Genomic DNA, 24,880 nt, shown 5'->3' with positions numbered 1-24,880 from the left:
TCTCATTCTTCGTCTCACTCGTCGTCCCGCTGCGGCCGGCCGGCCCACGGGAGCGGTACGCCGCGCACCCGTCGGCGCGCCTTGGCATACCCGATCGGCCCTGCCAGCATCCCGCGCCGCTCGAGCCGGGAGAGATGGCGCGGCCACGGATAGTCCTGCGCCCCGTGCTCCCCGGGCACCGAGGCGCCGCCGACCTCTCGGTGCGCGGTGATGGAGCGGGCGTGCGCGAGTCCGCGCGGCAGCTTTCTGAGCAGTGCGGGCAGCAGCGCGGGCCGGCGGACCAGGACGGCGGTGAGATACGCGGTGAGGCCCGCGCCGTAGCCGTACGCCTGGTTCTTCAGGTCCTGCCAGCTCTCGCGGTGGTGGTGCCAGACCAGCGCGTCGGGCGTGTAGCGCAGCCGGTGCCCGGCGGCGAGGACGCTGACGAACGCGTACAGGTCGTCGCCGCCCCTGGCCGGAGTGCCGGTGCCGGTGGCGGGATCGAAACCGCCGATCTCGCGCAGCACCGTGGCCCGGAAGGCCATATTGGCGCCGGAGCCAAAACTGCCGGCGGTGAACGGGAAGAGCGGTTCGCCGGCGGGCGGGTGCGCCGGGTCGTACTGGCGCGGCATGAAGCCCTTGGCGAAGCCGCCGTGGCTCTCGAGGAGGATCTGCGCGGGCGTGCGCAGCCGGGCGGGCAGGATCAGGCCGGTCGCACAGCCCAGGCCCGGATCGCGGGCGAAGGGCGCGGTCAGCGCGGTGAGCCAGTGCGGATCGGCGACGACGTCGTCGTCGGTGAAGGCGATGACCACGCCGTCGGCGGCGGCGATCCCGCGGTTGTGGGCGACGGCGAGCCCCGGTACGGGCTCGCGGACGTACCGGACGCGCTCACCGTACTTGTGCTCGACGAGGTCGTGGGTGGCGCTGGTGACGGGCGCGTTGTCGACGACGACGATCTCGAAGTCCGGGTGGTCCTGGGCGAGCAGCGAGTCGAGCGCGCGGGCGAGCTGATCGGCGCGCTCGCGGGTTGCGACGACGATGGTCGCCCGGTCCTGTGGCTGAGGTGGGCCGGGGGCGTGTGCGGGGGCTTGTGGCCCAGCTGGGCCGGTGGCGTGTGCGGGGTCATGTGGCCCAGCTGGGCCGGTGGCGTGTGCGGGGTCTTGTGGCCCAGCTGGGCCGGGGGCGTTGGTGGTTGCTGCCCGGTGGGTGGTTTCCTCGTGGGCACCCGGGGTGGTTGCTGCCCGGTGAGTGGTTTCCTGTGCGGGGTCATGTGGCCCAGCTGGGCCGCGGGCGTTGGTGGTTGCTGCCCGGTGGGTGGTTTCCTCGTGGGCACCGCCGTATGCGGGAAGCGCATCGTGCGCACCCCCGTGTGCGGGAAGCACATCGTGGGCACCGCCGTATGCGGGAAGCGCATCGTGCGCACCCCCGTGTGCGGGAAGCACATCGTGGGCATCGCCGTATGCGGGAAGCACATCGTGGGCATCGCCGTATGCGGGAGGCGCATCGTGCGCGAGTTTGGTGCGGGCGGCCGCGGCTACGGCGTCGGCCGGGTCCCTGCCGGGTGGGACGGCGCAGACGATGGTGGCGACGGGGCGGCCGCGGAGCCGGACGAGGGCGTAGACATCACCGGCCCGTACGGGTGGACCGCCGCCGGGCGCCGGTCCGAACCGCAGGACGGCGCCGTCGGGACCGTCCAGATCCAGCTCGGCGACCTGGATCTCGGCCAGTCTGGGTGGTTCGTTCAGTGTGCTCGGCATGCGAATCCCCCGCCTGCTCGGATGTTCCTGCTGTTCAGTTGCCCCGCAACCGGCCGACCTGGTTCAGCGCCCGCTGCGCGTACCCGGCGAGCCGCGGCCGGCTGCGTACAAAGCTGTGCGCGCGGCGCGAGGGCTCGCGGCTCAGCCAGTACAGGGCCGCCCCCGTCCCCGGCCGGACCGAGGAGCCCTCGTGGACCCGCAGCTCACCGGTCCTCAGCGCATCCTTGTACTCCGCGGCCCCGCGCCCCAGGTCGAGCATTCCGATGCCCTCGTCGGCGGCGGACTCGGCCATCCGCAGATGCAGGATCAGACCCGGCGAGTACTTGGCGAACTCGACGTCGTACGCCGGGAACCAGCAGGACAGCACGGTGCGCGAGCGCAGCCCGAAGTGCGCGGCGACGGGCCGGTCGGCGACGTACAGCACGGACAGCACTCCGGAGCAGCCGGAGGTACGTGTCTCGTGCAGCAGGTGGACCAGGGTGTTGATCCACTCCTGAGCGAAGCGGTCCCGGCGGCCGGTCCTGCGGTACTGCGCGGATTTCCACTCCATCAGCGCACGCAGCGCGGCCGGGTCGCGCTCGTCGAAGACGAACCGCAGCTGGCCCGCCTGCCGCCCCAGCCGGCGTTCCTTGGCCAGGGTGGTCTTGAGGAACTTGGGCGACTGCGCGCGCAGGATCTCCTCGTACGCCGCGTATCCCGCGCCGATGTCGATCACGGGAGAGGCGAACTCCTCGGCGGCATCGGGCACGAACATCTCCTGGCCCGCTTCGAGGTTGTCGAACTCCCACGCCGACAGCCCGCAGGCGCGCAGCAGCTCACGGGGCGCGACGCTGAGGCCGGCGCGGAGCACGGCGCCCTGGCAGTCGGAGACCCCCAGACCGATCGCGCGTCCGTGGCCCAGTGGCCCTCGTTCGTACGGGAAGAAGCCGGCGGGCTCCCCGTCCTCCCACAGCACCGCCACCCTGGCCGCGGGCCGCACACGGCCGACGGTGAGGGTGAACTCCGGCTCCATGAACGGATTGGCGGGTGCGCCGGTCTTGACACGCAGCTCCCGCCAGGCCTCGATCTCTCCCTCGCCCAGCTCGTCCGGTTTTACGACACGAATGCGTACACCGTTCAACTCGACCCCCCGGTCCCTCCCCATGAGCTTTTCCCCAGGACAGGACGCTACCGGCCGATATCCCGACAGGGTAGGTACCGTCGCACTTCTTGTGACCGTTTCGTGAAGGACTCAGATTGGAGGGATACGGGTGGTGTTCGAGTGGCCGGAATCAACTCTTCACCATCGTGGCTGGAGTTGCACAACTCGCGTTCGAACAAGGTCCGCTGCTCGTACCATCTGAATGCTCCCGGTCACTCAGGGGAGTTCGACGTGTCCTGGAGGACTGTTGACCACCTCACGTGACACCGCGCACCGGATGGACCCGGCCGGCGGCTGCCCGCACGCGGACAATGCCCGGCTGCTCGCGGCGGGCGCGGTCGCGCCGGTCGTGCTCCCCGGCGAGGTGGCGGGCATGGCGGTGCTCGGCCATGACGCGCTCAAGGAGTTCCTCGCCCATCCCGACGTAGCGAAGGGGGCGGCACATTTCACCACGCTGCGCGACGGGGAGATACCCGACGGCTGGCCACTGAAGACCTTCGCGACGGTGCAGGGCATGACCACCGCCGACGACGCGGACCACCGGCGGCTGCGCTCTCTGGTGAGCAAGGCGTTCACGGCCCGCCGGGTGGAGGAGCTGCGGCCGCGGATCGAGACGGTGACGGCGCAGTTCCTTGACGACCTGGACGAGGCGGCCGCCGCGGGCGAGGGCGTCGCCGATCTGCGCAGACACTTCGCACTGCCACTGCCGATGGGCGTGATCTGCGAACTCCTCGGCGTGGACGCCGAGCACCAGGACCGGCTGCACCATCTGTCGAACCAGGTGGTGAGCACCTCCATCGGCCCGGAGGAGGCGATGGCCGCGAACCGCGAGATGGTCGTGGTGCTCGGGGCGGTCGCCGCGTCCCGTACGGAGAAGCCGGGCGACGATCTGACCAGCGCGCTGATCGCGGCCCGCGAGGAGGACGGCGACAGGCTCAGCCGGCACGAACTGATCGGCACACTGCTGCTGATGATCATCGCCGGGCACGAGACGACACTGAACCTGATCACCAACGCGGTGCGCGCGGTGTGCGCCCACCGGGACCAGCTGGAGCTTGTGCGGTCCGGAAAGGCGGCCTGGTCGGACGTGGTCGAGGAGACGCTGCGCTGGGACAGCCCGGTCAGCTACTTCCCGTTCCGCTATCCGACCCGGGACCTGACGGTCGACGGAACGGTGATCCCCAAGGGCACGCCGGTGCTTGCCGGTTACTCGGCGGCCGGCCGCGACAAGTCGGCGCACGGCCCGGACGCGGACCGCTTCGACATCACCAGGACCGGCGGCGCCCGGCATCTGTCACTGGGCCACGGCCCGCACTACTGCCTGGGTTCGCCGCTGGCGCGGATGGAGGCGACGATCGCGCTGGAGCAGCTGTTCACGCGCTTCCCGGAGCTGGATCTGGCCGTCCCGGAGGCGGAGTTGCCGCGGCACACGAGCTTTGTGGGCAACAGCGTGCACACATTGCCGGTACGACCCCGGGCCTGAGGCGCAAGCTGCGGGCGGACATCGACGCAGGCTGTGGGCGGACGTCGGCGCAAGCTGTGGGCGGACGTCAGCGCCCGCCCAGAGCGGCGTCCACCGCGGCCTCGGCATGCAGCCGGGTCGTCGGGAACACGGGCACCGGGCTGTCCTTCTCCCCGATGAGCAACTCGATCTCGGTGCACCCGAGTACGACGCCTTCCGCCCCGGCGGCGACAAGCCGGCCGATGACGTCCTGGTAGGCGGCTCGGGACTCCTCCCGTACGACTCCGAGGCACAGCTCCTCGTAGATCACCCGGTGCACCAGGGCACGCCCTTCCGTGTCGGGCGTGAGTACCTCGAGCCCGTGTCCGGCCAGCCGGTCCCGGTAGAAGTCCTGCTCCATGGTGAAAGCGGTTCCGAGCAGCCCGACGCGGCCGATCCCCTGCGCGCGTACGGCATCGGCGGTGGCGTCCGCGAGATGCAGCAGCGGCACGGAGACGGCGGCCTCCACCTGCCCCGCGACCTTGTGCATGGTGTTCGTACAGATCAGCAGCAGGTCCGCGCCCGCGGCCTGGAGCCCTCGTGCGGCCTCGGCGAGGATCTCACCGGCGCGCTCCCACTCCCCCGCGACCTGGAGTTCCTCGATCTCGGCGAAGTCGACGGAGTGGAGAACGCACTTGGCGGAGTGCAGCCCGCCGAGCCGTTCCCGTACGAGCTCGTTGAGAAGCCGGTAGTACTCGGCGCTGGATTCCCAGCTCATGCCGCCGATCAGCCCGATGGTCTTCATCGGCCTCACTGTGCCATGCCCGCCGTGCCGACTCGGCCGTCAGTGAGAAAATGGGACAAAGACCCTTTCTCGGGGATGCTCCCGTGGGAGGCAACAATGATGGCGTCGCAAGGCACAGAACCTGCCCTGCCCGCTCAGCACAGAGACCTCTGGCCCGGGATCGCCGGGCTGGTGGCCGGTGGGCTGCTGATCGCCGGGCAAGCTCTGTGGATGGGCACTCCCGGCACCAAGGGGAGCGGCGCGCTCAGGCACGTCTTCTTCTACTACCTCAAGGGCAGCAATCGGGACCTGTCGGAGGCCACGGCCCTGATACTGCTGGTGTCGGGCCTGCTCTTCCTGTTCTTCCTGGTCGCCCTCTCCCGGCTGGCCGGCAACCGCTCCCACCTGGTGATGGTGGGCGGCACGGTCTTCGCGGCACTGCTCATGGTCGCGGCGGTCACCGGGAACATCTTCGCCATCACGGCGAACCACTCCGAGGCGTTCCCGGTGCTGCCGGGGACCGCACTGTTCGCCATCCTGCTGCTGAACATGGCGTACGGAGCTCTGATCGCGTCGATGGCGGGCGCGGCGGTGATGCTCTTCGCGCTCTGGCGGGCGGGACAGGAGACCCACTCGATCCCGGCCTGGCTCGGCTGGGCGGGCTTCGTGGTGGCGGTGGTGTCGCTGGCGGGGCCGCTGACCGCGTGGCTGACGCCGCTGCTGCTGGGCGTGTGGGCGCTGGGGGCGGGCGTTGTGCTGATCATGAACGCGCGTATCGCACGGGCCGAAAAGGAGCCGACGGGCAGCACGCCCACGGAGGAGGGCACCGGTCCGACGGACAAGCCGCCGAACATGCCGACGGACAGGCCGTCGGACAGGCCGTCGGACAGGCCGTCGGACAAGCCGTCGGACAACGAGAGTTAGCCTTCGGCGCGCTACGGAGCCTTCCGTGCCAGTACACGGTAGGCGTTGCCCCGGTTCGCCGACCGCGCTGCCAGCAGGATGAGGACATCGAGGAATCCCGCCAGAGCGAGAGACGGGGCCTTCGCCACGAGGGCCGCCTTCCGTGACATCCGGTATCCGGTGCCGCGGCGAGGCAGCCAGGGGGCGTCGGGATCGGGCATCAGAGCGTTCCAGAATTGCACCATGGCCATCAGGAGGTCGGCCCCCGTCTGGTGTGCCATTCCGCGCTCTTCGGCCACCGGGTCCAGGCCCCTGTTCCTCAGCGCCTCTTTGAGATTGCCGATCGGGAACATGTGCAGATGCTGGGGCTGGCACCACGGGTTCCAGCGCCGGCCGAGGACACGGCTCAGCGGCCACTCGGGGTCGGGAACCTCGATCAGCAGATGCCCCCCGGGCGGGAGCACCCGGGCTGCCGCGTCCAGCTCCGCGAAGGGATCAAGGGTGTGCTCCAGGTAGTGGTGCATGCTCACCACGTCGTAGCGCCCCGTCAGGTCGTCGGCCAGATCGGGGAACGGCCCGCGATGGGACCGGTCGATCCAGCCCCGGCGTACTCCCTTGTCGACCCCGTCCCCGAAGTCCAGGCCGTCGAATACGGCGTTGGGCCAATGAGCGCGGGCCGCCCGGCAGAAGTGTCCGTGCCCGGCTCCCACGTCCAGCCAGGCCTTGGGCGATGCGTGACGGTCGAGAAACGCGATCCGCCCCCGGTAGGTGGCGGCCTGGAGCTTGAACATCCTCTCCCGGAGGGCCTCTTGGTAACCGTCGTAACAGTCACGGTAATAGAATTCCAGCCCCTCCGGGGTAAGACGCGGGTTCTGGAACACATGGCCGCAGCCACCACATTCCTCAAGTGTGAATCGCCCCGGCTTGTGCTGGACCACATCCGGGCTCCGCAGCAGCACCTTCAGTGCGGCCGAATTGCACCAGGGGCATTCGGTGTTCCGCGGCTCGAGGAAGCGATCCACCCCGATACTCATTTCGGATTGGTAGCGCATCCGGGATGCGGCCATGTCGCCGGTGCCCCCGACGTAGGCGGTCGGGGTTTCTTGGGCAGCCATAGGAGCTCCTTCGGGCCTTCGGAATGGCACCGTCTCGCTACGTCACCTGACTATGGATTTTCAGGGTGGCCACTGATCAGGTGAGGCGATGGCACGTAACAGAGGAGGCCCTCGGGCTGTTGAGCGAGATATTCGATGTCTCAACTCTTCAGCCAGGGAGCCTCATCGATTACGCATCCTGCCGCGCTGAACCTGCCGCACGCCCTCATAGCGTGGGTGACATGCTGATCGTCACCCGGGTGGGCGACGTTTACCGTCATGGCCAGGTTTGAATGCGGCAACCGAAAGCGTCTGTTCGGGCTGTGCGGGCACGACGAAAGGACCGATTGCGGATGCCACCGCCACGCAGGGAGCACATACCGCGGTGCGTACCGTCGGGTGTGTTCCACTGTGGGCATGCCGGAGATCGGGATTTCGGTCGTCGTGCCGTGCTACGAAGAGAATGAAGTGATCGAAGCCTTTCATGCTGCCTTGACCGCTGAGCTCGAGCCGGTCGGTGAGCCCTATGAGATCTGCTACGTCGACGACGGCAGCGGCGCCGGTACGGCACAACGGCTGAGGGAATTGGCGGCCACCGCGCCGCAGGTGCGCTGCACCTCCTTCAGCCGGAACTTCGGCAACGAGTCGGCCCCCCTGCGGCCCGCCCGCGTCCTCCCCGTCGCCGGCACAGCGGCACCCAAGCCATGAACCCGCCCGCCCTTCACCAGTTCGCCGTCTTCGCCGCGATCGGCCTCGCCAACACCGCGGTCTACTACGCCGTGTACGTCGTGCTGAACCTCTGGATGCCCTACCTGGCCGCCCACGCACTGGCATACGCGGTGAGCCTCGCCGGGTCGTTCCTGCTCAACTCGTACATCACACTGCGAACCCGCCCCACCTGGCGGGCCTTCTTCCGTTTTCCACTGTCCGGACTGGCCAACCTCGCGGGCAGCGGCATCCTGCTTCATCTGGCCGTGAGCCGGCTGCGCATGGACGAGCAGTTCTCGGCGCTCGTCGCCGGCGTGCTGGTGATGCCCGTCTCGTTCCTGATCACCCGCTGGGCCATCACCTCCGGCGCGAAGCCGGAGGTCGCGCGGACCATCCCATAAGGGCCGCCGAGGCCGGGACCGGGACCGCAGGCGGGGGCGGGGCGGGGGCGACGCGGAGCGCTTCCGCTTCGCGGCCGAGGCGCTGCTCACCGGGTTCGACCGGCCCCGGCCGTAGCCTCGGAGAAAGCAGCACGACGAGAGGACGCGCCCATGCCCCCAGTCATCGCCGTCACCGGAGCCGGCGGACAGATCGGCGGGCGCGTCGCGCGGCGGCTCTCCGATCAGGGAGTGGGCGCGCGGCTGCTGGGGCGTGACCCCGGACGGCTGCCGGAGCTCGCCGGATGCGTCAAGGCGCCGCCCGCGGCCTACGGGGACGGGGAGGCCATGCGCCGGGCGCTCGACGGGGCCGACACGCTCTTCCTGGTGTCGGCACAGGAGGCGGCCGACCGGGTGCGGGACCACATCACCGCCGTGGACGCGGCCGTCGCGGCAGGGATCGGGCGCATCGTGTACGTCTCGTTCCTGGGCGCCGCGCCCGATGCGACCTTCACCTTCGCGCGCGACCACTGGCACACCGAGGAGCACATCCGGGGCACAGGACTCGCGTACACCTTCCTTCGCGACAACCTCTATCTGGCCGGGCTGCCCGCCATGGCCGGCGCGGACGGGGTCATCCGCGGGCCCGCCGGGGACGGGCGCGTGGGAGCGGTGGCGCACGAGGACATCGCGGATGTCGCCGCTGCCGTGCTGCTCGGGGACGGGCACGACGGGGCGACGTACGACGTCACCGGACCCGAGGCACTCTCCCTCGACGAGGCCGCCGCGGAGCTGACCCGGTTCATCGGGCGACAGATCACCTATGTGCCCGAGACCCACGAGGAGGCGTACGCCTCACGCGCCAAGTACGGCGCGCAGCAGTGGGAGGTCGCCGGCTGGGTGTCCTCCTACGAGGCCATCGCCAACGGCGAGATGGCCACCGTCTCCGATGTCGTGCCACGGCTGACGGGCCGTCCGGCACAGACCTTCACCGCGTACCTGGCCGGGCACCCGCGCAGTTACCGACACCTCTTGCCCTGACGCCAGACCTCCGAGACGAGCGGCACGCCCGGCCGGTAGGCCAGGTGGACATGGCTCGGCGCGTCGAGCAGGGCGAGATCCGCGCGGGCGCCGGGGGTGATGCGGCCGATGTCGGTACGGCGCAGGGCCGCCGCGCCGCCCGCCGTGGCGGACCAGATCGCCTCGTCCGGGGTCATGCCCATGTCCCGTACGGCGAGCGCGATGCAGAACGGAACGGAGGACGTGAAGGACGAGCCCGGGTTGCAGTCCGTGGACAGCGCCACGGTCACACCCGCGTCGAGCAGGCGGCGGGCGTCGGGCCACTGCGCGCGGGTGGAGAACTCCGCGCCGGGGAGCAGCGTGGCGACGGTCGCGCTGTTGGCGAGCGCGTCGACGTCCGCGTCGGTGAGGTGCGTGCAGTGGTCGGCGGAGGCGGCGTCGAGCTCGACGGCGAGCTGCACGCCGGGGCCGTAGCTGAGCTGGTTGGCGTGGACGCGGGGGTGCAGGCCCTTCGCCTTGCCGGCGGTGAGGATCGCACGGGCCTGGTCGCCGTCGAAGGCGCCCTTCTCGCAGAAGACGTCCACCCAACGGGCGTACGGAGCACAGGCGTCGAGCATCTCGCCGGTGACGAGGGCGACGTACGCGGCGGGGTCGTCGGCGTAGTCGGGCGAGACGATGTGCGCGCCGAGGTAGGTGACCTCGGCGGTGTGGAGCGCGGCGATACGAAGGGCGCGCGCCTCGTCCTCGACGGTGAGCCCGTAGCCGGACTTGGTCTCGAAGGTGGTGGTGCCCTGGCGGAGGGCCTCGGCGAGGTAGCGCGTGAGGTTCGCTTCGAGCGCCTCGTCGGTGGCTGCGCGGGTCGCGGCGACGGTGGTGCGGATGCCGCCGGCGGAGTAGGCGCGGCCGGACATCCGGGCGTTGAACTCCTGGGTGCGGTCGCCGGCGAAGAGGAGGTGGGAGTGGGAGTCGACGAAGCCGGGGATGACGGCGCGGCCGCCGGCGTCGTACGCCTCGTCGGCGTCGGGCGCGCTTGCGGCGGGGCCGGTCCAGGCGATGCGGTCGCCGTCGATGACGACGGCGGCGTTCTGGAGGAGGCCGATGGGGCCTTCGCCGAGGGCGGGGTCGTTGGTGACGAGGCTGCCGATGTTGGTGATGACGGTGGTGGTCATGGGTTCCTCTCGGTGGGGGAAACGCAGCGTCAGGAGCGCAGGGCCGCGATCGACTCGGCCAGCGCCCGCGCGACATCCGGGATCAGCGTGTGCACCCCGTCCCGCACCACATGGCGGCCCGCCACCACCGTGTGGCGCACATCCGCCGCCGTCGCCGCGAAGACCGCCGTCTCCGCCGCCAGGCGTGGCACCGGACCCGCCGTGCGGACCGAGTCCAGGGCCACCGTCGTGAGGTCCGCCAGGGCGCCCGGCTCGAGGCGGCCCGCGTCGTGCCATCCCAGTGCGGCGTGGCCGTCTTCGGTCGCGGCCCGCAGGAGAGCCGCGGCCGTCCAGTGGCCGCGCGTCCGGGTGCGCAGGCGTTCGTTCAGCTCCATGGCGCGGGCCTCTTCGAGCAGGTCGATGACCGCGTGACTGTCGCTGCCGAGCGACAGCGGTGAGCCCTCCCGCTGCAGCGTCGCCGCCGGGCCGATGCCGTCCGCCAGGTCGCGTTCCGTCGTCGGGCACATGCATGTGCCGGTGACGGAGGAGCCCAGCAGCGCGATGTCCTCGTTCGTCAGGTGCGTGTTGTGGACGCCCGTCGTGCGTGGGCCCAGTACGCCGTGGTCGGCGAGCAGGCGCGTGGGCGTACAGCCGTGTGCCGCCCGGCACGCGTCGTTCTCCGCCGTCTGCTCGGAGAGGTGGACATGGAGCGGGGCCCGGCGGGCCTCCGCCCACTGAGCCACCGTGCTCAGCTGCGCGGCCGGCACCGCGCGTACGGAGTGAATCGCCGCGCCGATCAGCGCATGGTCACTGCTCTTCAGCGCGGAGACCCGTTCCGCCCACGCCTCTGCCGTGCCGTCGGAGAAGCGCAACTGGTGCTTGTTCGGCGCCTTACCGAAGCCGGACGACAGATACGCCGTGTCCAGCAGCGTGATCCGGATACCGGCATCCGCCGCCGCCGCGATCAGTGCCTCGCCCATCGCGTTCGGGTCGGAGTACGCGACACCGCCCGGCGCGTGGTGCAGATAGTGGAACTCGCCGACCGCCGTGATCCCAGCCAGCGCCATCTCCGCGTAGACCGCCCGGGCGAGCGAGAAGTACGTCTCGGGCGTCAGCCGCGACGCGACCTGGTACATGACCTCGCGCCAGGTCCAGAAGGTCCCTGAGCCGACCTGCACCGTGCCCCGCAGGGCGCGGTGGAAGGCGTGCGAGTGTGCGTTCGCGAGGCCCGGGACGGTCAGGCCGCGCAGCACCACGGCGCCCGGCGGCGGGGCCTCGGCCTCCTTGCGTACCGCCGTGATCCGGCCGTCCGTCACCTCGAGCGCCACGCCCGGCTCGACGTTCGTGTCCAGCCAGGCGTGTTCCGCCCAGTACGTCACCTGCACGCCAGGCCCTCCAGTACGTCGGTGAGTGCGATCACCCCGGCCACGCAGTCGTCCTCGGCGGCGAACTCCGCCGGGGAGTGCGAGACGCCGGTGGGATTGCGTACGAACAGCATGGCGGTCGGGATCGATCCGGACAAAATACCCGCGTCGTGTCCCGCGCCCGTGCCGAGCACGGGGACGGAGCCGCCGAGGATCTTGTTCAGCTCGTCGCGCAGCGCGTGCTCGAACTCGATCACCGGGGTGAAGGATTCGCGCACGACACGCAGGTCGACGCCGTCCCGCTCGGCCCGCTCCTGCGCCGCCCGCTCGATCGCGGAGACGACCGTGTCGAGCGTGGTCTGGTCGGCGGCGCGCGAGTCCAGCCAGCCGCGCACCAGCGACGGGATCGCGTTGACGCCGTTCGGCTCGACGGAGATCTTGCCGAACGTGGCGACCGCGCCCGCGAGCTCGGCCTCGCGGCGGGCCGCGAGGACCGTCTCGGCGTACGTCAGCATCGGGTCGCGGCGGTCGACGAGCCGCGTCGTGCCGGCGTGGTTGGCCTCGCCGTGGAAGTCGAACCGCCAGCGGCCGTGCGGCCAGATCGCGGATGCGATGCCGACGCGGTCGCCGGACAGGTCCAGCGCCCGGCCCTGCTCGACATGGAGCTCGACGAACGCGCCGATACGGGCCAGCCGTTCCGGGTCCGGTCCGATGGCGGACGGGTCGTACCCGGCCGCCTCCATGGCCTGTGGGAGCGACACCCCGTCGCCGTCGCGCAGCGCGTACGCCGCTTCGGGCGTCAGCTGTCCGGAGGCGAGACGGGAGCCCACGCAGGCGAGACCGAAGCGGGCGCCCTCCTCGTCACCGAAGTTGGTGATGGCGAGGGGCCGGGTGAACCGCGCTCCCCTGCCGCGCAGTTCGTCGAGCGCGGCGAAGGAGGAGACCACGCCGAGCGGGCCGTCGAAGGCGCCGCCGTCGGGGACCGAGTCCAGGTGGGAGCCGGTGACGACGGCACCCTCGGCGAGCGGATCACCGAGCCAGGCCCACTGGTTGCCGTTGCGGTCGAGCTCGTAGGTCAGGCCTCGGGTTTCGGCCTGTGCCTTGAACCAGGCGCGGCAGTCGGCGTCGGCGCCGGTCCAGGCGTAGCGGCGGTAGCCGCGGCTGCCGGCGTCGCGGCCGATGGGTGCGAGGTCCCGCCACATCTCGTGGAAGGAGGCCCCCGCCGGTCCGGCGGGGGGGCCGCTGGGAGCGTTCACGGTCACGCCGGGTCGCCCTCGCGCATCGGGACGCGCACGCCGCGCTCGTCCGCGACCGACTCGGCGATGTCGTAGCCCGCGTCCACATGGCGGATGACACCCATGCCCGGGTCGTTCGTCAGTACGCGGCGGATCTTCTCGCCGGCGAGCTTGGTGCCGTCCGCCACCGAGACCTGCCCGGCGTGGATGGAGCGGCCCATGCCGACGCCGCCGCCGTGGTGGATCGACACCCAGCTCGCGCCCGAGGCCACGTTGACCATGGCGTTGAGCAGCGGCCAGTCGGCGATCGCGTCCGACCCGTCCAGCATGGCCTCGGTCTCGCGGTACGGGGATGCGACGGAGCCGCAGTCCAGGTGGTCGCGGCCGATCGCCAGCGGGGCGGCCAGCTCGCCGGACGCCACCATGTCGTTGAAGCGCTCGCCCGCCTTGTCGCGCTCGCCGTAGCCGAGCCAGCAGATACGCGCCGGCAGGCCCTGGAAGTGGACGCGCTCGCCGGCCATCTTGATCCAGCGGTGCAGCGACTCGTTCTCCGGGAAGAGCTCGAGCATCGCCTTGTCGGTCTTGTGGATGTCCGAGGCCTCGCCGGACAGGGCCGCCCAGCGGAACGGGCCCTTGCCCTCGCAGAAGAGCGGCCGGATATAGGCGGGGACGAAGCCGGGGAAGGCGAACGACCGCTCATAACCGGCCAGTTGGGCCTCGCCGCGGATGGAGTTGCCGTAGTCGAAGACCTCGGCGCCGGCGTCCATGAAGCCGACCATCGCCTCGACATGCTTGGCCATCGACTCACGCGCGCGCTGGGTGAAGTCCGCGGGCTTCTCCGCCGCGTACGACGCCATGTCGTCGAAGTCGACGCCGATCGGCAGGTAGGCGAGCGGGTCGTGGGCCGAGGTCTGGTCGGTCACGATGTCGATGGGCGCGCCCTCGGCGAGCATCCGCGGCAGCAGCTCCGCGGCGTTGCCGAGCAGGCCGATGGAGAGCGGCTTGCGGGCGTCACGGGCCTCGACGGCGAGCTGGAGCGCGTGCTCCAGCGAGTTCGCGCGCACATCCAGGAAGCGGTGCTCGATACGGCGCTCGATCGCGCGCGGGTCGACGTCGATACAGATCGCGACGCCGTCGTTCATCGTCACGGCGAGCGGCTGCGCGCCGCCCATGCCGCCCAGACCGGCCGTCAGGGTGATCGTCCCGGCGAGCGTGCCGCCGAACTTCTTCGCGGCGACGGCGGCGAACGTCTCGTAGGTGCCCTGCAGGATGCCCTGCGTGCCGATGTAGATCCAGGAGCCGGCCGTCATCTGGCCGTACATGGTCAGGCCGAGGGCCTCCAGGCGCCGGAACTCCTCCCAGTTCGCCCAGTCGCCGACCAGGTTGGAGTTGGCGATGAGCACCCGCGGCGCCCACTCGTGCGTCTGCATGACGCCGACGGGACGGCCGGACTGGACGAGCATCGTCTCGTCCTGCTTCAGGGTCTGCAGCGTGCGCACCATCGCGTCGTAGGAGCGCCAGTCGCGGGCCGCCTTGCCGGTGCCGCCGTAGACGACGAGCTTGTCGGGGTGCTCGGCGACCTCGGGGTCGAGGTTGTTCTGGAGCATGCGGAGGGCGGCTTCCTGCTGCCATCCCAGGGCGCTCAGTTCCGTACCGCGCGGTGCCCGTACGGGGCGGGGTCCTGACATGGCGATGCCTCCTCGCGACTGTGACCATGACTGTTGGCTTATCTATTCACATCTTGTCGGCCTGAATAGTCTTAGTCAACAGCTGCGGCCCGGCCCGCCGGGTGATTGGCTGGCGCACATGGCTAAGGACCGTCGGGATCAGGCCGTACGAGCGGCAGTGGAGCAGGGCCTTCTCAGCGAGGCGCAGCCGGTGGCCGCGCTCCTCGACGTGGCCGGTATCCGCGCCTCGGCGGCCGCTCTGCGGACCGCCTTCGCCGCCGTCACCGACGCCCCCGTACTGCACGCGTTCGCCGTGAAAGCCGCGCCACTGGTCCCGGTACTCGCGCTGCTGCACGCCGAAGGCATCGGCGCGGAGGTCGCCAGCCCGGGTGAGCTGGCGCTGGCCCGCGCCGCCGGTGTGCCCACCGACCACACGGTCCTCGACTCTCCCGCCAAGACGCCCGCCGAACTGCGCGAGGCCCTCACCCTCGGGATCGCCGTCAACGCCGACAATCCGCAGGAGCTCGCGCGTATCGACGCCCTCGTCCACTCCGCCGCCACCCGGTCCCCGCTCGGCCTGCGCGTCAATCCGCAGGTCGGCGGCGGTGCCATCGGAGCCCTGTCGACGGCCACCGCGACCTCCAAATTCGGTGTCGCGCTGCGCGACGAAGGCGCCCGCGACCGGGTCGTACGCGCATATCTCGACCGCCCGTGGCTGACCCGGCTGCATGCCCACTCCGGCTCGCAGGGCATGCCGCTCACTCTCATGGCACAGGGCATCCGGGCCGTGTACGAGCTGGCCGAGGAGATCAACGCCGCGGCCGGCCGGCAGCAGATCGACACGGTCGACATCGGCGGCGGCCTCCCGGTCAACTTCGCCTCCGACGAGGAGTCGCCCACCTTCGCCGAGTACGCCCGGCTGCTGAAGGAGCTGGTCCCCGGGCTGCTCGACGGCCGCTACGGCCTCGTCACCGAGTTCGGCCGGTCCCTGCTCGCCAAGAACGGCGCCGTCCTCGCCCGCGTCGAGTACGCCAAGACCGCCGGGTCCCGCCCCATCGCGGTCACCCACGCCGGCGTCCAGATCGCCACCCGTACGGTGTACGACCCCATCTCGTGGCCGCTGCGCATCGCCGCGTACGACGCCGAGGGCCGCCCCAAGGACGGTGCCGCCGTCGTACAGGACATCGCGGGACCCGCCTGCTTCGCGGGCGACCTGCTCGCCGAGGCGCGCCCGCTGCCGCTGCTGGAGCAGGGCGATGTGATCGCGGCGCTGGACACCGGCGCGTACTACTTCTCGAACCACTACGGCTACAACAGCCTGCCCCGGCCCGGCGTTCACGGCTTTGCCACCGCTGCGGACGGGTCGGTGCGGTTCACCACCGTCCGGACCCCGCAGAGCCTCGCGGAGATCGTCGCCGAGTCGGGCGGCGCGCACGCGGACGCACTGACCACCCACTGAGCCGACCGCCCACTGAGCCGACCGCCCGCATTCGGGCATGCCGGACGGCCCGGTCTCAAAACATCGGAAACGGGCGATGTCCGCGGACCTTAGCGGGCCAGGGGCATGTTCCGATGGAAAATGCCCCAACTCCCCCCAGCAGCAGCAACGTTGCGTAACTTCTCCGTCACTGCCGCACATCAGTGCGCGCGGCGCGCCGTGGCGGAGAGGGGAATCCGCGTGCCCGGAATCGACGAGTGTCTGCTGGAAGCCATGCTGGTGCCGGGCGCGCGCGGAGCATCCATCGTGGACTGGATCAGCGGGCTCGCGCTCGGCGCGGTCGGTGAGTCGCCGGGCAGCGACCACGAGGCCACCGCCGCGGAGACGGCCGAACTGGCCAGGATGGCCACCGAGTACACGACGTTCGCGCCCAAGGAGCCCACGGCGTACGGGAGTGATGGCCCGGGCCGGGAAGGCGAGGCTGAGGGGAAGGCCGAGGGGCCGCCCGTCGAGGACCTCATCGTCACCACCCGCACCGGCTATCACGTGGTGCGTTTCGTGGAGACCACCTTCGACAGCAGCGTGTTCCTGCATCTGTGGCTCGACCGGGACCTGGGCAATCTCGCACTGGCCCGGCTGCGCCTCCAGAACCTCGCCGAAAGGCTGGTGCTCGGATGAGAGCGGCCGTCTCCCCGATGCTCGTCAGACTCGCGGACGAGCGCGCCACCGGTGTGCTGGTACGCGACCACGGCGCCCTCTATCTGGCCGACGGCCAGGTCGTCCACGCCGAGAGCCCCGACGCGCCCGGACTCGACGTCCTGCTGACCGCGCGCGGCCGGCTGGAGCCCGGCAGCTGGGCGGACGCGGTCGCGCGGGCCGGCTCGCGCGGCGAGGTCGCCCGCTTCCTCGTCGACAGCGGCCAAGTGGCGGGCGGCGAGCTGGAGATCTGCCATCTCGGCGCGCTGTTCGACGCCGCCTTCTTCGCCCTGGCGCCCGCCAGTGGTCCGACCCGCTTCCGCTACGGCGTCGTCCACTGGATCGGCCGGGTGCGGCCGGTGCCCACCCGGGTCGTCGAACGCGAGGCCCAGCGCCGCAGCCGGCTGCTGGACTCCGTATGGCCCTACCCCGCGGTCGACACCGCGCCTCTGGTGCGCTGCCCGCACACCGCGGGACGGGCGGTCGGGCCCCGCCGGCAGTCGCTGCTGGACCTCGCCGACGGCGTACGTACGCCGGCCGTGGTCGCCCGCGAACTGGGACGCCCCGCCTTCAACACCCTGATCGAGGTGCGCAGGCTGGCCGCCGAGGGGCTCATCGCGACGCCCGCCGGGTCCTCCGCGCCCAGCGAGCCCGCCGCCATTCCCGAGACCGCGGCGCCCAGCGAGCCCGCCGCCATTCCCGAGACCGCGGTGCCCCGCGAGCGCGCTGCCTTTCGCGACACCGCCGAGCCCCCGTCCGTCCTGGACTCCGCCCTGCTCCGCCGGCTCCGCGACGCCCTGGAGGCAAACCTGTGACGCACCGCTCCGTACACCAGGTCCATTGCGCACCGTCATGAGACGCGCGCTGAGGCTGCGCGCCGAGAGGAGACAGCTCATGACGGCCGAGGCCGACGTGCTCGCTGAACTGAAGAAGCTGCGCGTGCGTGTGCCGCAGGTGACCGGCGCACTCGCCGCCAGCACCGACGGCCTCGCGCTGGCGGCAGACACCGCGGAAGCGGAGAGCGTCGCCGCACTGACCGCCGCCGCCCTCGGCGTCGCACTGCGGCTGACCGAGGCCACCGGGCAGGGGGGCTTCCGCGAGCTGCTGGTCAAGGGCGAGCGGGGATACGTCGCGACCTACGCGGCGGGTTCCTCGGCCGTCCTCACCCTCCTGGCCGAGCCACGCATCAACGTGGGACGGCTCCACCTCGAGGCCCGCCGCTCCGGCGCCCGCATCGGCGAGCTGGTCGACGGCGCACTCGAACGACCGGAGAACACCTGATCCGTAACGGGATCCCCCGCCTGAGGGCGGGGGCTTTCAGCCCGGCCGGCTGAGAGCCCGCCATTACCAGCACCAGCCAACACCCATGGGAGGTGACCCAAGTTGGCTACGTTCCACGCAGGACAGAAGACCCACCCACCTGTGCTTCCTCAGCAGTTGGCCCTGGAATTCGAGTCAGCAGACAACCCCGGGATCAGGGACGAAACGGGGCTCGGACGCCGCAAGGCACCCGGCGTGGAACATGTGCGAGGGGAGACCACCAGCAGCGTGCCTGCTGCCGGTGGCGTCACCCCGGACCACCAGGTCCGGGAGTCCGGCCGTGAGGCCGACCCCGCCGTGTTCGTCCTGGACAAGCACGGCACCCCGCTCCAGCCCACCACCCCGGCCAGGGCCCGCAGGCTCCTGGCATCCGGCCGGGCAGTCGTGGCCCGGCACACACCGTTCGTGATTCGCCTGAAGGACCGCACCGCCACCCACTCGGAGGTCGACGGTGTCGAGATCGGTATCGACCCCGGCAGCAAGCACACCGGCATCGCCGTCTTCACCACCGTCACCGGGGAGCGCCGGGGCCGGTACAGCATCCAGCTCGACCACCGAGGCGCCACGATCCGCAAAAAGCTGGAGCAGCGCGCCGCCTGCCGGCGGGGCCGCCGCAGCCGGAACCTGCGCTACCGCGCCCCCCGTTTCCTCAACCGCACCCGCCCGAAGAAATGGCTACCGCCGAGCCTGCGCCACCGCGTTAACACCACCACCTCATGGATGGACCGTCTCGCCCGCTGGGCACCCGTCAAGGCCGTGCACGTCGAGCGGGTCGCGTTCGACACCCACGCCATCAGCGCCGGGAAGCCGCTGGAGGGCGCCGAGTACCAGCACGGCACCCTGCACGGCATGGAGATCCGCGAGTACCTCCTCGCGAAGTTCGGCCGCGCCTGCATCTACTGCGGCGCGACGGGTGTGCCGCTGAACACCGACCATGTCCACCCCCGCAGCCGGGGCGGATCCGACCGGGTCTCGAACCTGGTCCTGGCGTGCATCCCCTGCAACCAGGCCAAGGGCAGTCGGCCCGTCGAGGAGTTCACACCCAAGCGCGCTGCCGAGATTCTGAAACGAGCGAAGGCCCCGCTGAGGGATGCCGCCGCTGTCAACGCCACCCGGTGGGCCTTGTGGCGGGCCCTGGACACGCGGTTCCCCACCCACACCGCCTCCGGCGGCCGCACCAAGTGGAACCGCACCCGCACCGGCCTGCCCAAGACCCACACCCTCGATGCCCTGGCCGTCGGCACCCTCGACACCGTCACCACCGTGCCCCGCACCGTGCTGGTCGTCGGATCCACCGGGCGCGGCCAGTACGCCCGCACCCGCACCGACAAGCACGGCTTCCCCCGCCTGCGCCTGCCACGGCAGAAGCAATTCTTCGGCTTCGCCACCGGCGACCTCGTCCGCGCCGTCGTCCCGTCGGGGAAGAACGCGGGCACCCACACCGGCCGGGTCGCGGTCCGCTCCTCCGGGAACTTCGCCGTCCGTACCGCGAGCGGCCTCTACACGGCCCGGCACAAGCGCTTCCGTCTACTCCAGCGGGCCGACGGATACGCCTACGCCCGCCAACCCGAAGAAGCAACGCCTTGAGCCAAAGCCGAGGTTCATACGACGGCGGTCCGCCTGGCGGCGAATCACCTACCCGCTGCCCTGCTCCGCAAGAGCTTCGTTTCCTCCCCGGCCTGACAGCCGGGGTATCCACGAAGGACATCTGATGACCGACACACCATCACGAACACCCAGCAGACGGAAAGGAAGTGCGCATCTCATGGCCACTACCGAAAGCGCCCTCAAGGAAGCCATCACTGTCATCGAGGGCGCCCTCGGCGCCGCGCTCGTCGACTACAGCAGCGGAATGGCCCTCGGCACTGTCGGCGGCGGAAAGGACCTGGACCTGTCGGTCGCCGCGGCGGGCAACACCGATGTGGTGCGCGCCAAGGTGCGCACCATGGAGCAGCTCGGGCTCAAGGACTCGATCGAGGACATCCTGATCACGCTCGGCTCCCAGTACCACCTGATCCGGCTGATGAAGGGCCGCGGGGCCAACGGTCTGTTCCTCTATCTGGCGCTCGACAAGGACCGGGCGAACCTCGCCATGGCCAGGCACCAGTTGAGGAAGATCGAGGCCGAGCTGGAGGTCTGACCGCCTCTGGTGTCCTCAGTCATCGGCGGGGCTCCGCATGGAGCCCCGCCGGCGACTGGGGATCGGGGTCCGCGGCGGTGCCCCGTTACTCCACGAACAGTCCCCGCGCCGCCGCTCTTGTGTCGAACTCCTCCAGGCGCGCCTGCGCGTCCGGCAGGTCGTCGCACATCGCCTCCAGCAGCACCCGTCCCAGCAGCATCGGCGCGCACGCCGTGTCGAAGGCCAGGCCCGTGCCCACCGCCGCCGGGATCAGCAGGTCGCTGTGGCGCGCCACCGGTGCGAACGCCGAGTCCGCGACCGTCACCACCTTCAGGCCCGCCGAGCGCGCGTACGCCAGCGCCTCCACGACCTCCTTGGGGTGGCGCGGCAGCGCGAAGCAGAGCAGCGCGCTCGCACCCGCCCGGCGGGCCGCGTCGATGCGGTCGGCGAGCAGCGTGCCGCCCTCGTCGAGCAGGCGCACGTCCGGATGCACCTTGGCCGCGAAGTACGCGAAGCCACGGGCCTGCGAGGACGCGGCGCGCAGACCGAGCACCGGGAGCGGGCGGGACGCGGCGAGCAGCCGGCCCGCGCGCTCGACCGGGGCCGGGTCGGCGAGCAGTTCGGCCAGATGGCGCAGGTTCTCGATCTCGGCCTGCACCGCCTGCTGGTACTCGTTGTACGTGTCCTTCCCGGCCTCGCTCTCCTCGGGCGCGACCTCCCGCAGATACTTGCGCAGCGCCGGATAGCCGTCGAAGCCCAGCGCGACGGCGAAGCGGGTGACGGACGGCTGGCTGACCCCCGCCAGTTCGGCGAGCTCCACGCTGGACAGGAACGGCGCATCGGCCGCCCGGCGCACCATGCTGTGTGCGATACGCCGCTGGGTGGGGGTGAGCCGGTGCCCCTCGAAGAGCTGCTGCAGCCGTGCGGCAGGGCTGTCGCTCATGCCATCCCCCTCATCAGGTCGGTCGTCTCCGTCATCAGATCCGTGAACCGGTCGAGCAGCGCCGCCGCCCCCGTCACATCATCGGTCAGCGGCCGGTCGGCGAGCTCGTCGTCCAGTACGGTCTCGGCCAGCTCGAAGGCCCTGCCCACCGGGAGCTCCGGATCGGGCCGCAGCCCGCGCTGGCGCAACGCCCGTACCGCGGCGACGAGTTCGCAGCCGACGACGAGCCGGTACGCGCCACCCGCCCGCAGTGTCTGGCGCGCCGCGAGCGAGGCGAAGCTGGCCTGCTCCTCGACGCCTCGGGACAGTACCGCGTGGCCGAGCGAGGCGGGGGCGGAAAAAGCCCGCAGATCACCGAGGGCCGCGCCGGCCGCGTACTCGAGGATCATCACGCCGGAGCTCGCCGCCTCCGCGTCCGCGAGGAAGGGCCGCAGCCGGGTGAAGGCGGGCTCGTTCAGGGCGGAGAGCCGGGAGGTGGACAGCCGCGCGGTCTGGGTTATGGCGAGCCTGAAGTGGTCCAGGTCCAGGGCCAGTTGGGCCATGTAGAAGCCGCCGTGGTGGTACGCCGCCATGTCGGACGCACGGATCAGCGGGTTCTCGGCGGCCGCGTTGATCTCGACGGCGAGGGTCCGCTCCAGCGCGTCCGCCGCGTCCTGGGCGGGCCCGTGGATCTGCGGCAGACAGCGGAATCCGTACGGATCCTGGATCCGGCCGAGCGGCGGCGTGGGCCGCTCGGGCGCACCGAGCAGCCGCCGCATCCTGGTGGCGACGGCGTACGTGCCGGGGTGCGGGCGGGCCGCGTGCACGGGTTCGGCGTACGCCTCGTAGGAGCCGTCGACCGCGAGCAGCGAAAGCGCGGCGACCAGCTCGGTGGCCGAGACGAGGGCGCGCAGCTCGTCCAGGGCGAGCGCGGCCTGCCCGAGGGTGAGGGCGTTGGAGCTGATCAGGGCCAGGGCGTCGTTGTTGTCGAGGGCCTGCGCCTCGGGCGGCGGGCCGCCCTCCCAGGGGTGCTCACCGGCCAGCGCGAGGCCCAGCTGGGCCAGGGCCGCGATATCGCCGGTGCCGACCGAGCCGAACTCGTTGACGACGGGATACGCACCGCTCTCCAGCGCCTCGCAGAGCGCGGTGACGATGCCGGGCCGCAGCCCGGCACCGCCCGCGAGCAGCTGGTTGGCCCGTACGGCGAGCATGGCGCGGACCTGTCGGGCCGGCAGCGGATCGCCGATCGCGCCGGCGTGCGAGCGCAGCAGCCGCAGCCCGTGGTCGGCGGCGGCGTCGGTCGGTACATCCTCGTTCCGGTTGGCACCGACGCCGGTGGAGCGCCCGTACACCCGGCCCGAGGCGGCGAGCTCCCGCGCGGCGTCCCAGGAGATCTCGACGCGCTTGACCGCTTCGGATCCGGGTACGGGACGGGCCGCGCCATCGGCCAGTCGGACGATGTCCGCGACCGGGAGGCTCTGTCCGTCGAGGACCACGATGCCGGTGGGCGAGTCCACCATGTGGGACGACATCACGCGCAAACCCCTCCCTTTCGGACGGCTTGTCCTGCTCCCCGAGCATCCGTAACCAGTGATTTACCCCGGGGCATTGACATTTTATTCAGACACCGAGAACTCTGCATGACGATATGCAGGCCGGGCAAGGGACGACTGATGATCAAATTCGAAGCAGTGAACAAGCGCTTCCCCAACGGCACCACGGCAGTCCACGACCTCACCCTGGAGATGAACCAAGGCGGTATCACCGTCCTGGTCGGCTCCTCCGGATGCGGTAAGACCACCACGCTCCGCATGATCAACCGGATGGTCGATCCGACCTCCGGCACCATCCACGTAGGCGGCAAGGACGTCCTGACGCAGGACGCGGCGGAGCTGCGCCGCTCCATCGGATACGTCATCCAGCAGTCCGGCCTCTTTCCGCACCGCACGATCCTCGACAACATCGCGACGGTGCCGCTGCTGCTGGGCTGGGGCCGGCGCAAGGCCCGCGCCCGCGCGGCGGAGCTGCTCGAGACGGTCGGCCTGCCGGCCGACGCCGGCAGGCGCTACCCGCACCAGCTCTCCGGCGGCCAGCAGCAGCGCGTCGGCGTGGCCCGCGCGCTGGCGGCAGACCCTCCGGTGCTGCTGATGGACGAGCCGTTCGGCGCGGTCGACCCGGTCGTCCGCACCCAGCTCCAGGACGAACTGCTGCGACTGCAGCAGGAGTTGAGCAAGACGATCGTCTTCGTCACGCACGACATCGACGAGGCGGTCCGGCTCGGCGACCGGATAGCCGTGTTCCGTACGGGTGGCCATCTGGTCCAGTGCGCCTCCCCGGCGGAGCTGCTGGCTCGCCCGGCGGACGACTTCGTGGCGGACTTCCTCGGCGCGGAGCGGGGGTTGAAGCTGCTGTCGCTGTCGACTCTGGCGGACGTGCCGCAGCAGCGGGCAGCCGCGATACGGGCCGACGAGCCGGTGGCTTCGGCGAACGCGGACGGCCGCTGGCTGCTCGTCGTCTCGGCGAAGGGCCGGCCACAGGGCTGGCTCGACACGGATGCGCTACCCGCGCGGGGGACGGCGGAGGACGCGCGGCTGCTCCCCGTACGACCACTGGGCGACGGCGACTCACTGCTCTCGGCGCTCAACGAGTCGGTTGCCTCCCCCGCGGGCCTGGTGGCCCGGGTCGACGCGGACGGCATTCTGACCGGGGTTACGTCACGGGACGTCATCCACGCCCGCGCGGGCGAGTTCCACGTCGCGGCGTCGAGGCACCCGGCGGCCGCGGGCGCGGACGCTACGACCGCAGGCACGCACCCCGGCACCGCAGACACGGACGCAACAGCCGCAGGCACGCACCCCGGCGGCGCAGGCGCTACGGCTGCGGGCGCGGAGCCAACGGCTGCGGGCGCAAAGGCCGCGGACACGCAGCCCGGCGCCGCGGGCGCGGACACAACCGCCGCAGGCACGCACCCCGGCGGCGCAGACACGGACACAACCGCCGCAGGCACGCACCCCGGCACCGCAGACACGGACACAACCGCCGCAGGCACGCACCCCGGCACCGCCGCCACCGACGCGGCGCCCGGCACCACACCCGCCACCCCCAAGGGCGGCACCTCATGACCATCGACTGGTCGTGGGTATCCGACCACACGGGCGATCTCACCACCCTCACCCTCTCGCACCTCCAAGCCGCCCTGACCGCCGTGCTGTTCGGGCTGCTCATCTCACTCCCCCTGGCCGTCCTCGCCCACCGGGTCCGCCCTCTGCGCGGCTTCCTCCTCGGGCTGTCGAACGTCCTGTTCACCATCCCCTCCATCGCCGTCTTCGTGCTGCTCCTCCCGGTCTCCGGGCTGACCCGCACCACGACCGTCATCGGCCTGACGATCTACACACTCGTCGTCCTGCTGCGGAACACCGTCGAGGGCCTCGACTCCGTACCGGCCAGGACCAAGGAGGCCGCCAAGGCGATGGGCACCCGTCCCCTGCGCACGCTGCTCACCGTCGAGCTGCCTCTCGCGCTGCCCGTGATCATGGCGGGCGTACGCATCGCCACCGTCATGTCGATCTCGCTCGTCAGCGTGGCCACGTACATCGGCGACGGCGGCCTCGGCCAGCTCTTCACCGACGGCTTCCAGCGCAACTTCCCCACCCCCGTGGTCGTCGGTGTCGTCCTCACCCTCCTCCTCGCGCTGGTCGCCGACGCGCTGCTGGTCGCCGTCCAGTACGTCCTCACCCCCTGGACACGGAAGCAGAGGGCCTGACGAC

The 24,880-nt window shown here is 71.2% G+C and carries 21 protein-coding genes and 2 pseudogenes; 13 read left to right on the top strand and 10 right to left on the bottom strand.

The window, feature by feature from the left end; all coding sequences use genetic code 11:
- Window positions 1–14: 14 nt before the first annotated feature.
- Window positions 15–1,019 (bottom strand): annotated as a pseudogene (locus ACFWDI_RS02225) (glycosyltransferase family 2 protein); the annotation flags it as partial.
- A 751-nt stretch (window positions 1,020–1,770) separates the two neighbouring features.
- A complete protein-coding gene (locus ACFWDI_RS02220; protein WP_385300789.1) occupies window positions 1,771–2,880 on the bottom strand; it encodes a GNAT family N-acetyltransferase in 1,110 nt (369 codons plus the stop codon).
- A gap of 274 nt (window positions 2,881–3,154) precedes the next feature.
- On the opposite strand from ACFWDI_RS02220, the gene ACFWDI_RS02215 reads away from it, so the two are divergent.
- On the top strand, window positions 3,155–4,360 hold the full coding sequence (locus ACFWDI_RS02215; protein WP_385300836.1) for a cytochrome P450: 1,206 nt from the start codon (window positions 3,155–3,157) through the stop codon (window positions 4,358–4,360).
- Between the two features lie 67 nt (window positions 4,361–4,427).
- On the opposite strand, the gene ACFWDI_RS02210 is transcribed toward ACFWDI_RS02215, so the two are convergent.
- The gene (locus ACFWDI_RS02210) at window positions 4,428–5,123 is read right to left on the bottom strand and encodes an aspartate/glutamate racemase family protein (RefSeq protein WP_385300788.1); all 696 of its coding nucleotides are present in this window, start codon (window positions 5,121–5,123) and stop codon (window positions 4,428–4,430) included.
- A 96-nt stretch (window positions 5,124–5,219) separates the two neighbouring features.
- Here ACFWDI_RS02210 and ACFWDI_RS02205 point away from each other — a divergent pair, with 96 nt between their 5' ends.
- Window positions 5,220–6,026, top strand: a complete 807-nt coding sequence (locus ACFWDI_RS02205; protein ID WP_385300787.1) for a hypothetical protein — start codon at window positions 5,220–5,222, stop codon at window positions 6,024–6,026.
- A gap of 11 nt (window positions 6,027–6,037) precedes the next feature.
- Here the strand turns inward: ACFWDI_RS02205 and ACFWDI_RS02200 are convergent, their stop codons facing one another.
- Window positions 6,038–7,120 (bottom strand): class I SAM-dependent methyltransferase, encoded by a 1,083-nt coding sequence (locus tag ACFWDI_RS02200; protein WP_385300786.1) that lies wholly within the window; start codon window positions 7,118–7,120, stop codon window positions 6,038–6,040.
- A 396-nt stretch (window positions 7,121–7,516) separates the two neighbouring features.
- Between ACFWDI_RS02200 and ACFWDI_RS02195 the strand changes: the two genes are divergently transcribed.
- The 3 genes from ACFWDI_RS02195 (at window position 7,517) to ACFWDI_RS02185 (ending at window position 9,225) form a co-directional block, all read left to right on the top strand.
- Window positions 7,517–7,807, top strand: coding sequence for a glycosyltransferase (locus ACFWDI_RS02195; protein ID WP_385300785.1), 291 nt, complete (start codon window positions 7,517–7,519; stop codon window positions 7,805–7,807).
- On the top strand, window positions 7,804–8,208 hold the full coding sequence (locus tag ACFWDI_RS02190; RefSeq protein ID WP_327324017.1) for a GtrA family protein: 405 nt from the start codon (window positions 7,804–7,806) through the stop codon (window positions 8,206–8,208). Before ACFWDI_RS02195 ends, ACFWDI_RS02190 begins: the two co-directional genes overlap by 4 nt.
- A gap of 150 nt (window positions 8,209–8,358) precedes the next feature.
- A complete protein-coding gene (locus ACFWDI_RS02185; protein ID WP_385300784.1) occupies window positions 8,359–9,225 on the top strand; it encodes an SDR family oxidoreductase in 867 nt (288 codons plus the stop codon).
- Here the strand turns inward: ACFWDI_RS02185 and hutI are convergent.
- From hutI to hutU, 4 genes are read right to left on the bottom strand one after another with little or no spacing between them, the layout of a single operon-like run.
- Window positions 9,204–10,373 (bottom strand): imidazolonepropionase, encoded by a 1,170-nt coding sequence (gene hutI, locus ACFWDI_RS02180; protein ID WP_385300783.1) that lies wholly within the window; start codon window positions 10,371–10,373, stop codon window positions 9,204–9,206. The two genes, ACFWDI_RS02185 and hutI, sit on opposite strands and share 22 nt — an antisense overlap.
- 29 nt (window positions 10,374–10,402) lie before the next feature.
- The gene (locus ACFWDI_RS02175) at window positions 10,403–11,737 is read right to left on the bottom strand and encodes a formimidoylglutamate deiminase (protein WP_385300782.1); all 1,335 of its coding nucleotides are present in this window, start codon (window positions 11,735–11,737) and stop codon (window positions 10,403–10,405) included.
- A complete protein-coding gene (locus tag ACFWDI_RS02170; protein ID WP_385300835.1) occupies window positions 11,728–12,918 on the bottom strand; it encodes an allantoate amidohydrolase in 1,191 nt (396 codons plus the stop codon). Before ACFWDI_RS02170 ends, ACFWDI_RS02175 begins: the two co-directional genes overlap by 10 nt.
- 56 nt (window positions 12,919–12,974) lie before the next feature.
- Window positions 12,975–14,639 (bottom strand): urocanate hydratase, encoded by a 1,665-nt coding sequence (gene hutU / locus ACFWDI_RS02165; RefSeq protein ID WP_385300781.1) that lies wholly within the window; start codon window positions 14,637–14,639, stop codon window positions 12,975–12,977.
- A gap of 118 nt (window positions 14,640–14,757) precedes the next feature.
- Between hutU and ACFWDI_RS02160 the strand changes: the two genes are divergently transcribed.
- From ACFWDI_RS02160 to ACFWDI_RS02135, 6 genes are all read left to right on the top strand, one after another.
- On the top strand, window positions 14,758–16,077 hold the full coding sequence (locus ACFWDI_RS02160; RefSeq protein ID WP_385300780.1) for a diaminopimelate decarboxylase: 1,320 nt from the start codon (window positions 14,758–14,760) through the stop codon (window positions 16,075–16,077).
- A 219-nt stretch (window positions 16,078–16,296) separates the two neighbouring features.
- A complete protein-coding gene (locus ACFWDI_RS02155; RefSeq protein ID WP_385300779.1) occupies window positions 16,297–16,734 on the top strand; it encodes a hypothetical protein in 438 nt (145 codons plus the stop codon).
- Window positions 16,735–16,751: 17 nt separating this feature from the next.
- Window positions 16,752–17,567, top strand: coding sequence for a transcriptional regulator (locus ACFWDI_RS02150; protein WP_385300778.1), 816 nt, complete (start codon window positions 16,752–16,754; stop codon window positions 17,565–17,567).
- Between the two features lie 37 nt (window positions 17,568–17,604).
- Window positions 17,605–18,033, top strand: coding sequence for a roadblock/LC7 domain-containing protein (locus ACFWDI_RS02145; RefSeq protein WP_362682574.1), 429 nt, complete (start codon window positions 17,605–17,607; stop codon window positions 18,031–18,033).
- A gap of 234 nt (window positions 18,034–18,267) precedes the next feature.
- Window positions 18,268–19,659, top strand: coding sequence for an RNA-guided endonuclease IscB (iscB, locus tag ACFWDI_RS02140; RefSeq protein WP_385300777.1), 1,392 nt, complete (start codon window positions 18,268–18,270; stop codon window positions 19,657–19,659).
- 178 nt (window positions 19,660–19,837) lie between these two features.
- Window positions 19,838–20,212, top strand: a complete 375-nt coding sequence (locus ACFWDI_RS02135; RefSeq protein ID WP_385300776.1) for a hypothetical protein — start codon at window positions 19,838–19,840, stop codon at window positions 20,210–20,212.
- Window positions 20,213–20,297: 85 nt separating this feature from the next.
- Here the strand turns inward: ACFWDI_RS02135 and ACFWDI_RS02130 are convergent, their stop codons facing one another.
- Together ACFWDI_RS02130 and ACFWDI_RS02125 are read right to left on the bottom strand one after the other, a co-directional pair.
- Entirely contained in the window at window positions 20,298–21,134 is an 837-nt protein-coding gene (locus ACFWDI_RS02130; protein WP_362682568.1) for a MurR/RpiR family transcriptional regulator, read from the bottom strand.
- Complete coding sequence (locus ACFWDI_RS02125; RefSeq protein WP_385300834.1) at window positions 21,131–22,645, bottom strand: aromatic amino acid ammonia-lyase; 1,515 nt, start codon at window positions 22,643–22,645, stop codon at window positions 21,131–21,133. The genes ACFWDI_RS02130 and ACFWDI_RS02125 overlap by 4 nt, the downstream gene beginning before the upstream one ends.
- 141 nt (window positions 22,646–22,786) lie before the next feature.
- Here ACFWDI_RS02125 and ACFWDI_RS02120 point away from each other — a divergent pair.
- Together ACFWDI_RS02120 and ACFWDI_RS02115 are read left to right on the top strand one after the other, a co-directional pair.
- Window positions 22,787–23,878: pseudogene (locus ACFWDI_RS02120) on the top strand (ABC transporter ATP-binding protein); the annotation flags it as partial.
- Window positions 23,879–24,231: 353 nt separating this feature from the next.
- Window positions 24,232–24,876, top strand: coding sequence for an ABC transporter permease (locus ACFWDI_RS02115; protein WP_385300774.1), 645 nt, complete (start codon window positions 24,232–24,234; stop codon window positions 24,874–24,876).
- The last annotated feature ends 4 nt before the right edge of the window (window positions 24,877–24,880 follow it).

Origin of the sequence: Streptomyces sp. NPDC060064 (genome assembly GCF_042736455.1) — a bacterium.
Taxonomy (GTDB): Bacteria; Actinomycetota; Actinomycetes; order Streptomycetales; family Streptomycetaceae; genus Streptomyces.
Note: the sequence above shows the minus strand (reverse complement) of the source record. Positions and strands in the feature narration are given on the sequence as shown.

Coding starts and splice junctions, on each gene's coding strand:
- ACFWDI_RS02145 (WP_362682574.1), top strand. CDS start 17,605: ATGAGACGCGCGCTGAGGCTGCGCGCCGAGAGGAGACAGCTCATGACG.
- ACFWDI_RS02215 (WP_385300836.1), top strand. CDS start 3,155: ATGGACCCGGCCGGCGGCTGCCCGCACGCGGACAATGCCCGGCTGCTC.
- ACFWDI_RS02150 (WP_385300778.1), top strand. CDS start 16,752: ATGCTCGTCAGACTCGCGGACGAGCGCGCCACCGGTGTGCTGGTACGC.
- ACFWDI_RS02115 (WP_385300774.1), top strand. CDS start 24,232: ATGACCATCGACTGGTCGTGGGTATCCGACCACACGGGCGATCTCACC.
- ACFWDI_RS02210 (WP_385300788.1), bottom strand. CDS start 5,123: ATGAAGACCATCGGGCTGATCGGCGGCATGAGCTGGGAATCCAGCGCC.
- ACFWDI_RS02135 (WP_385300776.1), top strand. CDS start 19,838: ATGGCCACTACCGAAAGCGCCCTCAAGGAAGCCATCACTGTCATCGAG.
- ACFWDI_RS02160 (WP_385300780.1), top strand. CDS start 14,758: ATGGCTAAGGACCGTCGGGATCAGGCCGTACGAGCGGCAGTGGAGCAG.
- ACFWDI_RS02195 (WP_385300785.1), top strand. CDS start 7,517: ATGCCGGAGATCGGGATTTCGGTCGTCGTGCCGTGCTACGAAGAGAAT.
- ACFWDI_RS02220 (WP_385300789.1), bottom strand. CDS start 2,880: ATGGGGAGGGACCGGGGGGTCGAGTTGAACGGTGTACGCATTCGTGTC.
- hutI (WP_385300783.1), bottom strand. CDS start 10,373: ATGACCACCACCGTCATCACCAACATCGGCAGCCTCGTCACCAACGAC.
- ACFWDI_RS02185 (WP_385300784.1), top strand. CDS start 8,359: ATGCCCCCAGTCATCGCCGTCACCGGAGCCGGCGGACAGATCGGCGGG.
- ACFWDI_RS02200 (WP_385300786.1), bottom strand. CDS start 7,120: ATGGCTGCCCAAGAAACCCCGACCGCCTACGTCGGGGGCACCGGCGAC.
- ACFWDI_RS02190 (WP_327324017.1), top strand. CDS start 7,804: ATGAACCCGCCCGCCCTTCACCAGTTCGCCGTCTTCGCCGCGATCGGC.
- ACFWDI_RS02130 (WP_362682568.1), bottom strand. CDS start 21,134: ATGAGCGACAGCCCTGCCGCACGGCTGCAGCAGCTCTTCGAGGGGCAC.
- hutU (WP_385300781.1), bottom strand. CDS start 14,639: ATGTCAGGACCCCGCCCCGTACGGGCACCGCGCGGTACGGAACTGAGC.
- ACFWDI_RS02125 (WP_385300834.1), bottom strand. CDS start 22,645: ATGTCGTCCCACATGGTGGACTCGCCCACCGGCATCGTGGTCCTCGAC.
- ACFWDI_RS02170 (WP_385300835.1), bottom strand. CDS start 12,918: ATGTGGCGGGACCTCGCACCCATCGGCCGCGACGCCGGCAGCCGCGGC.
- ACFWDI_RS02205 (WP_385300787.1), top strand. CDS start 5,220: ATGATGGCGTCGCAAGGCACAGAACCTGCCCTGCCCGCTCAGCACAGA.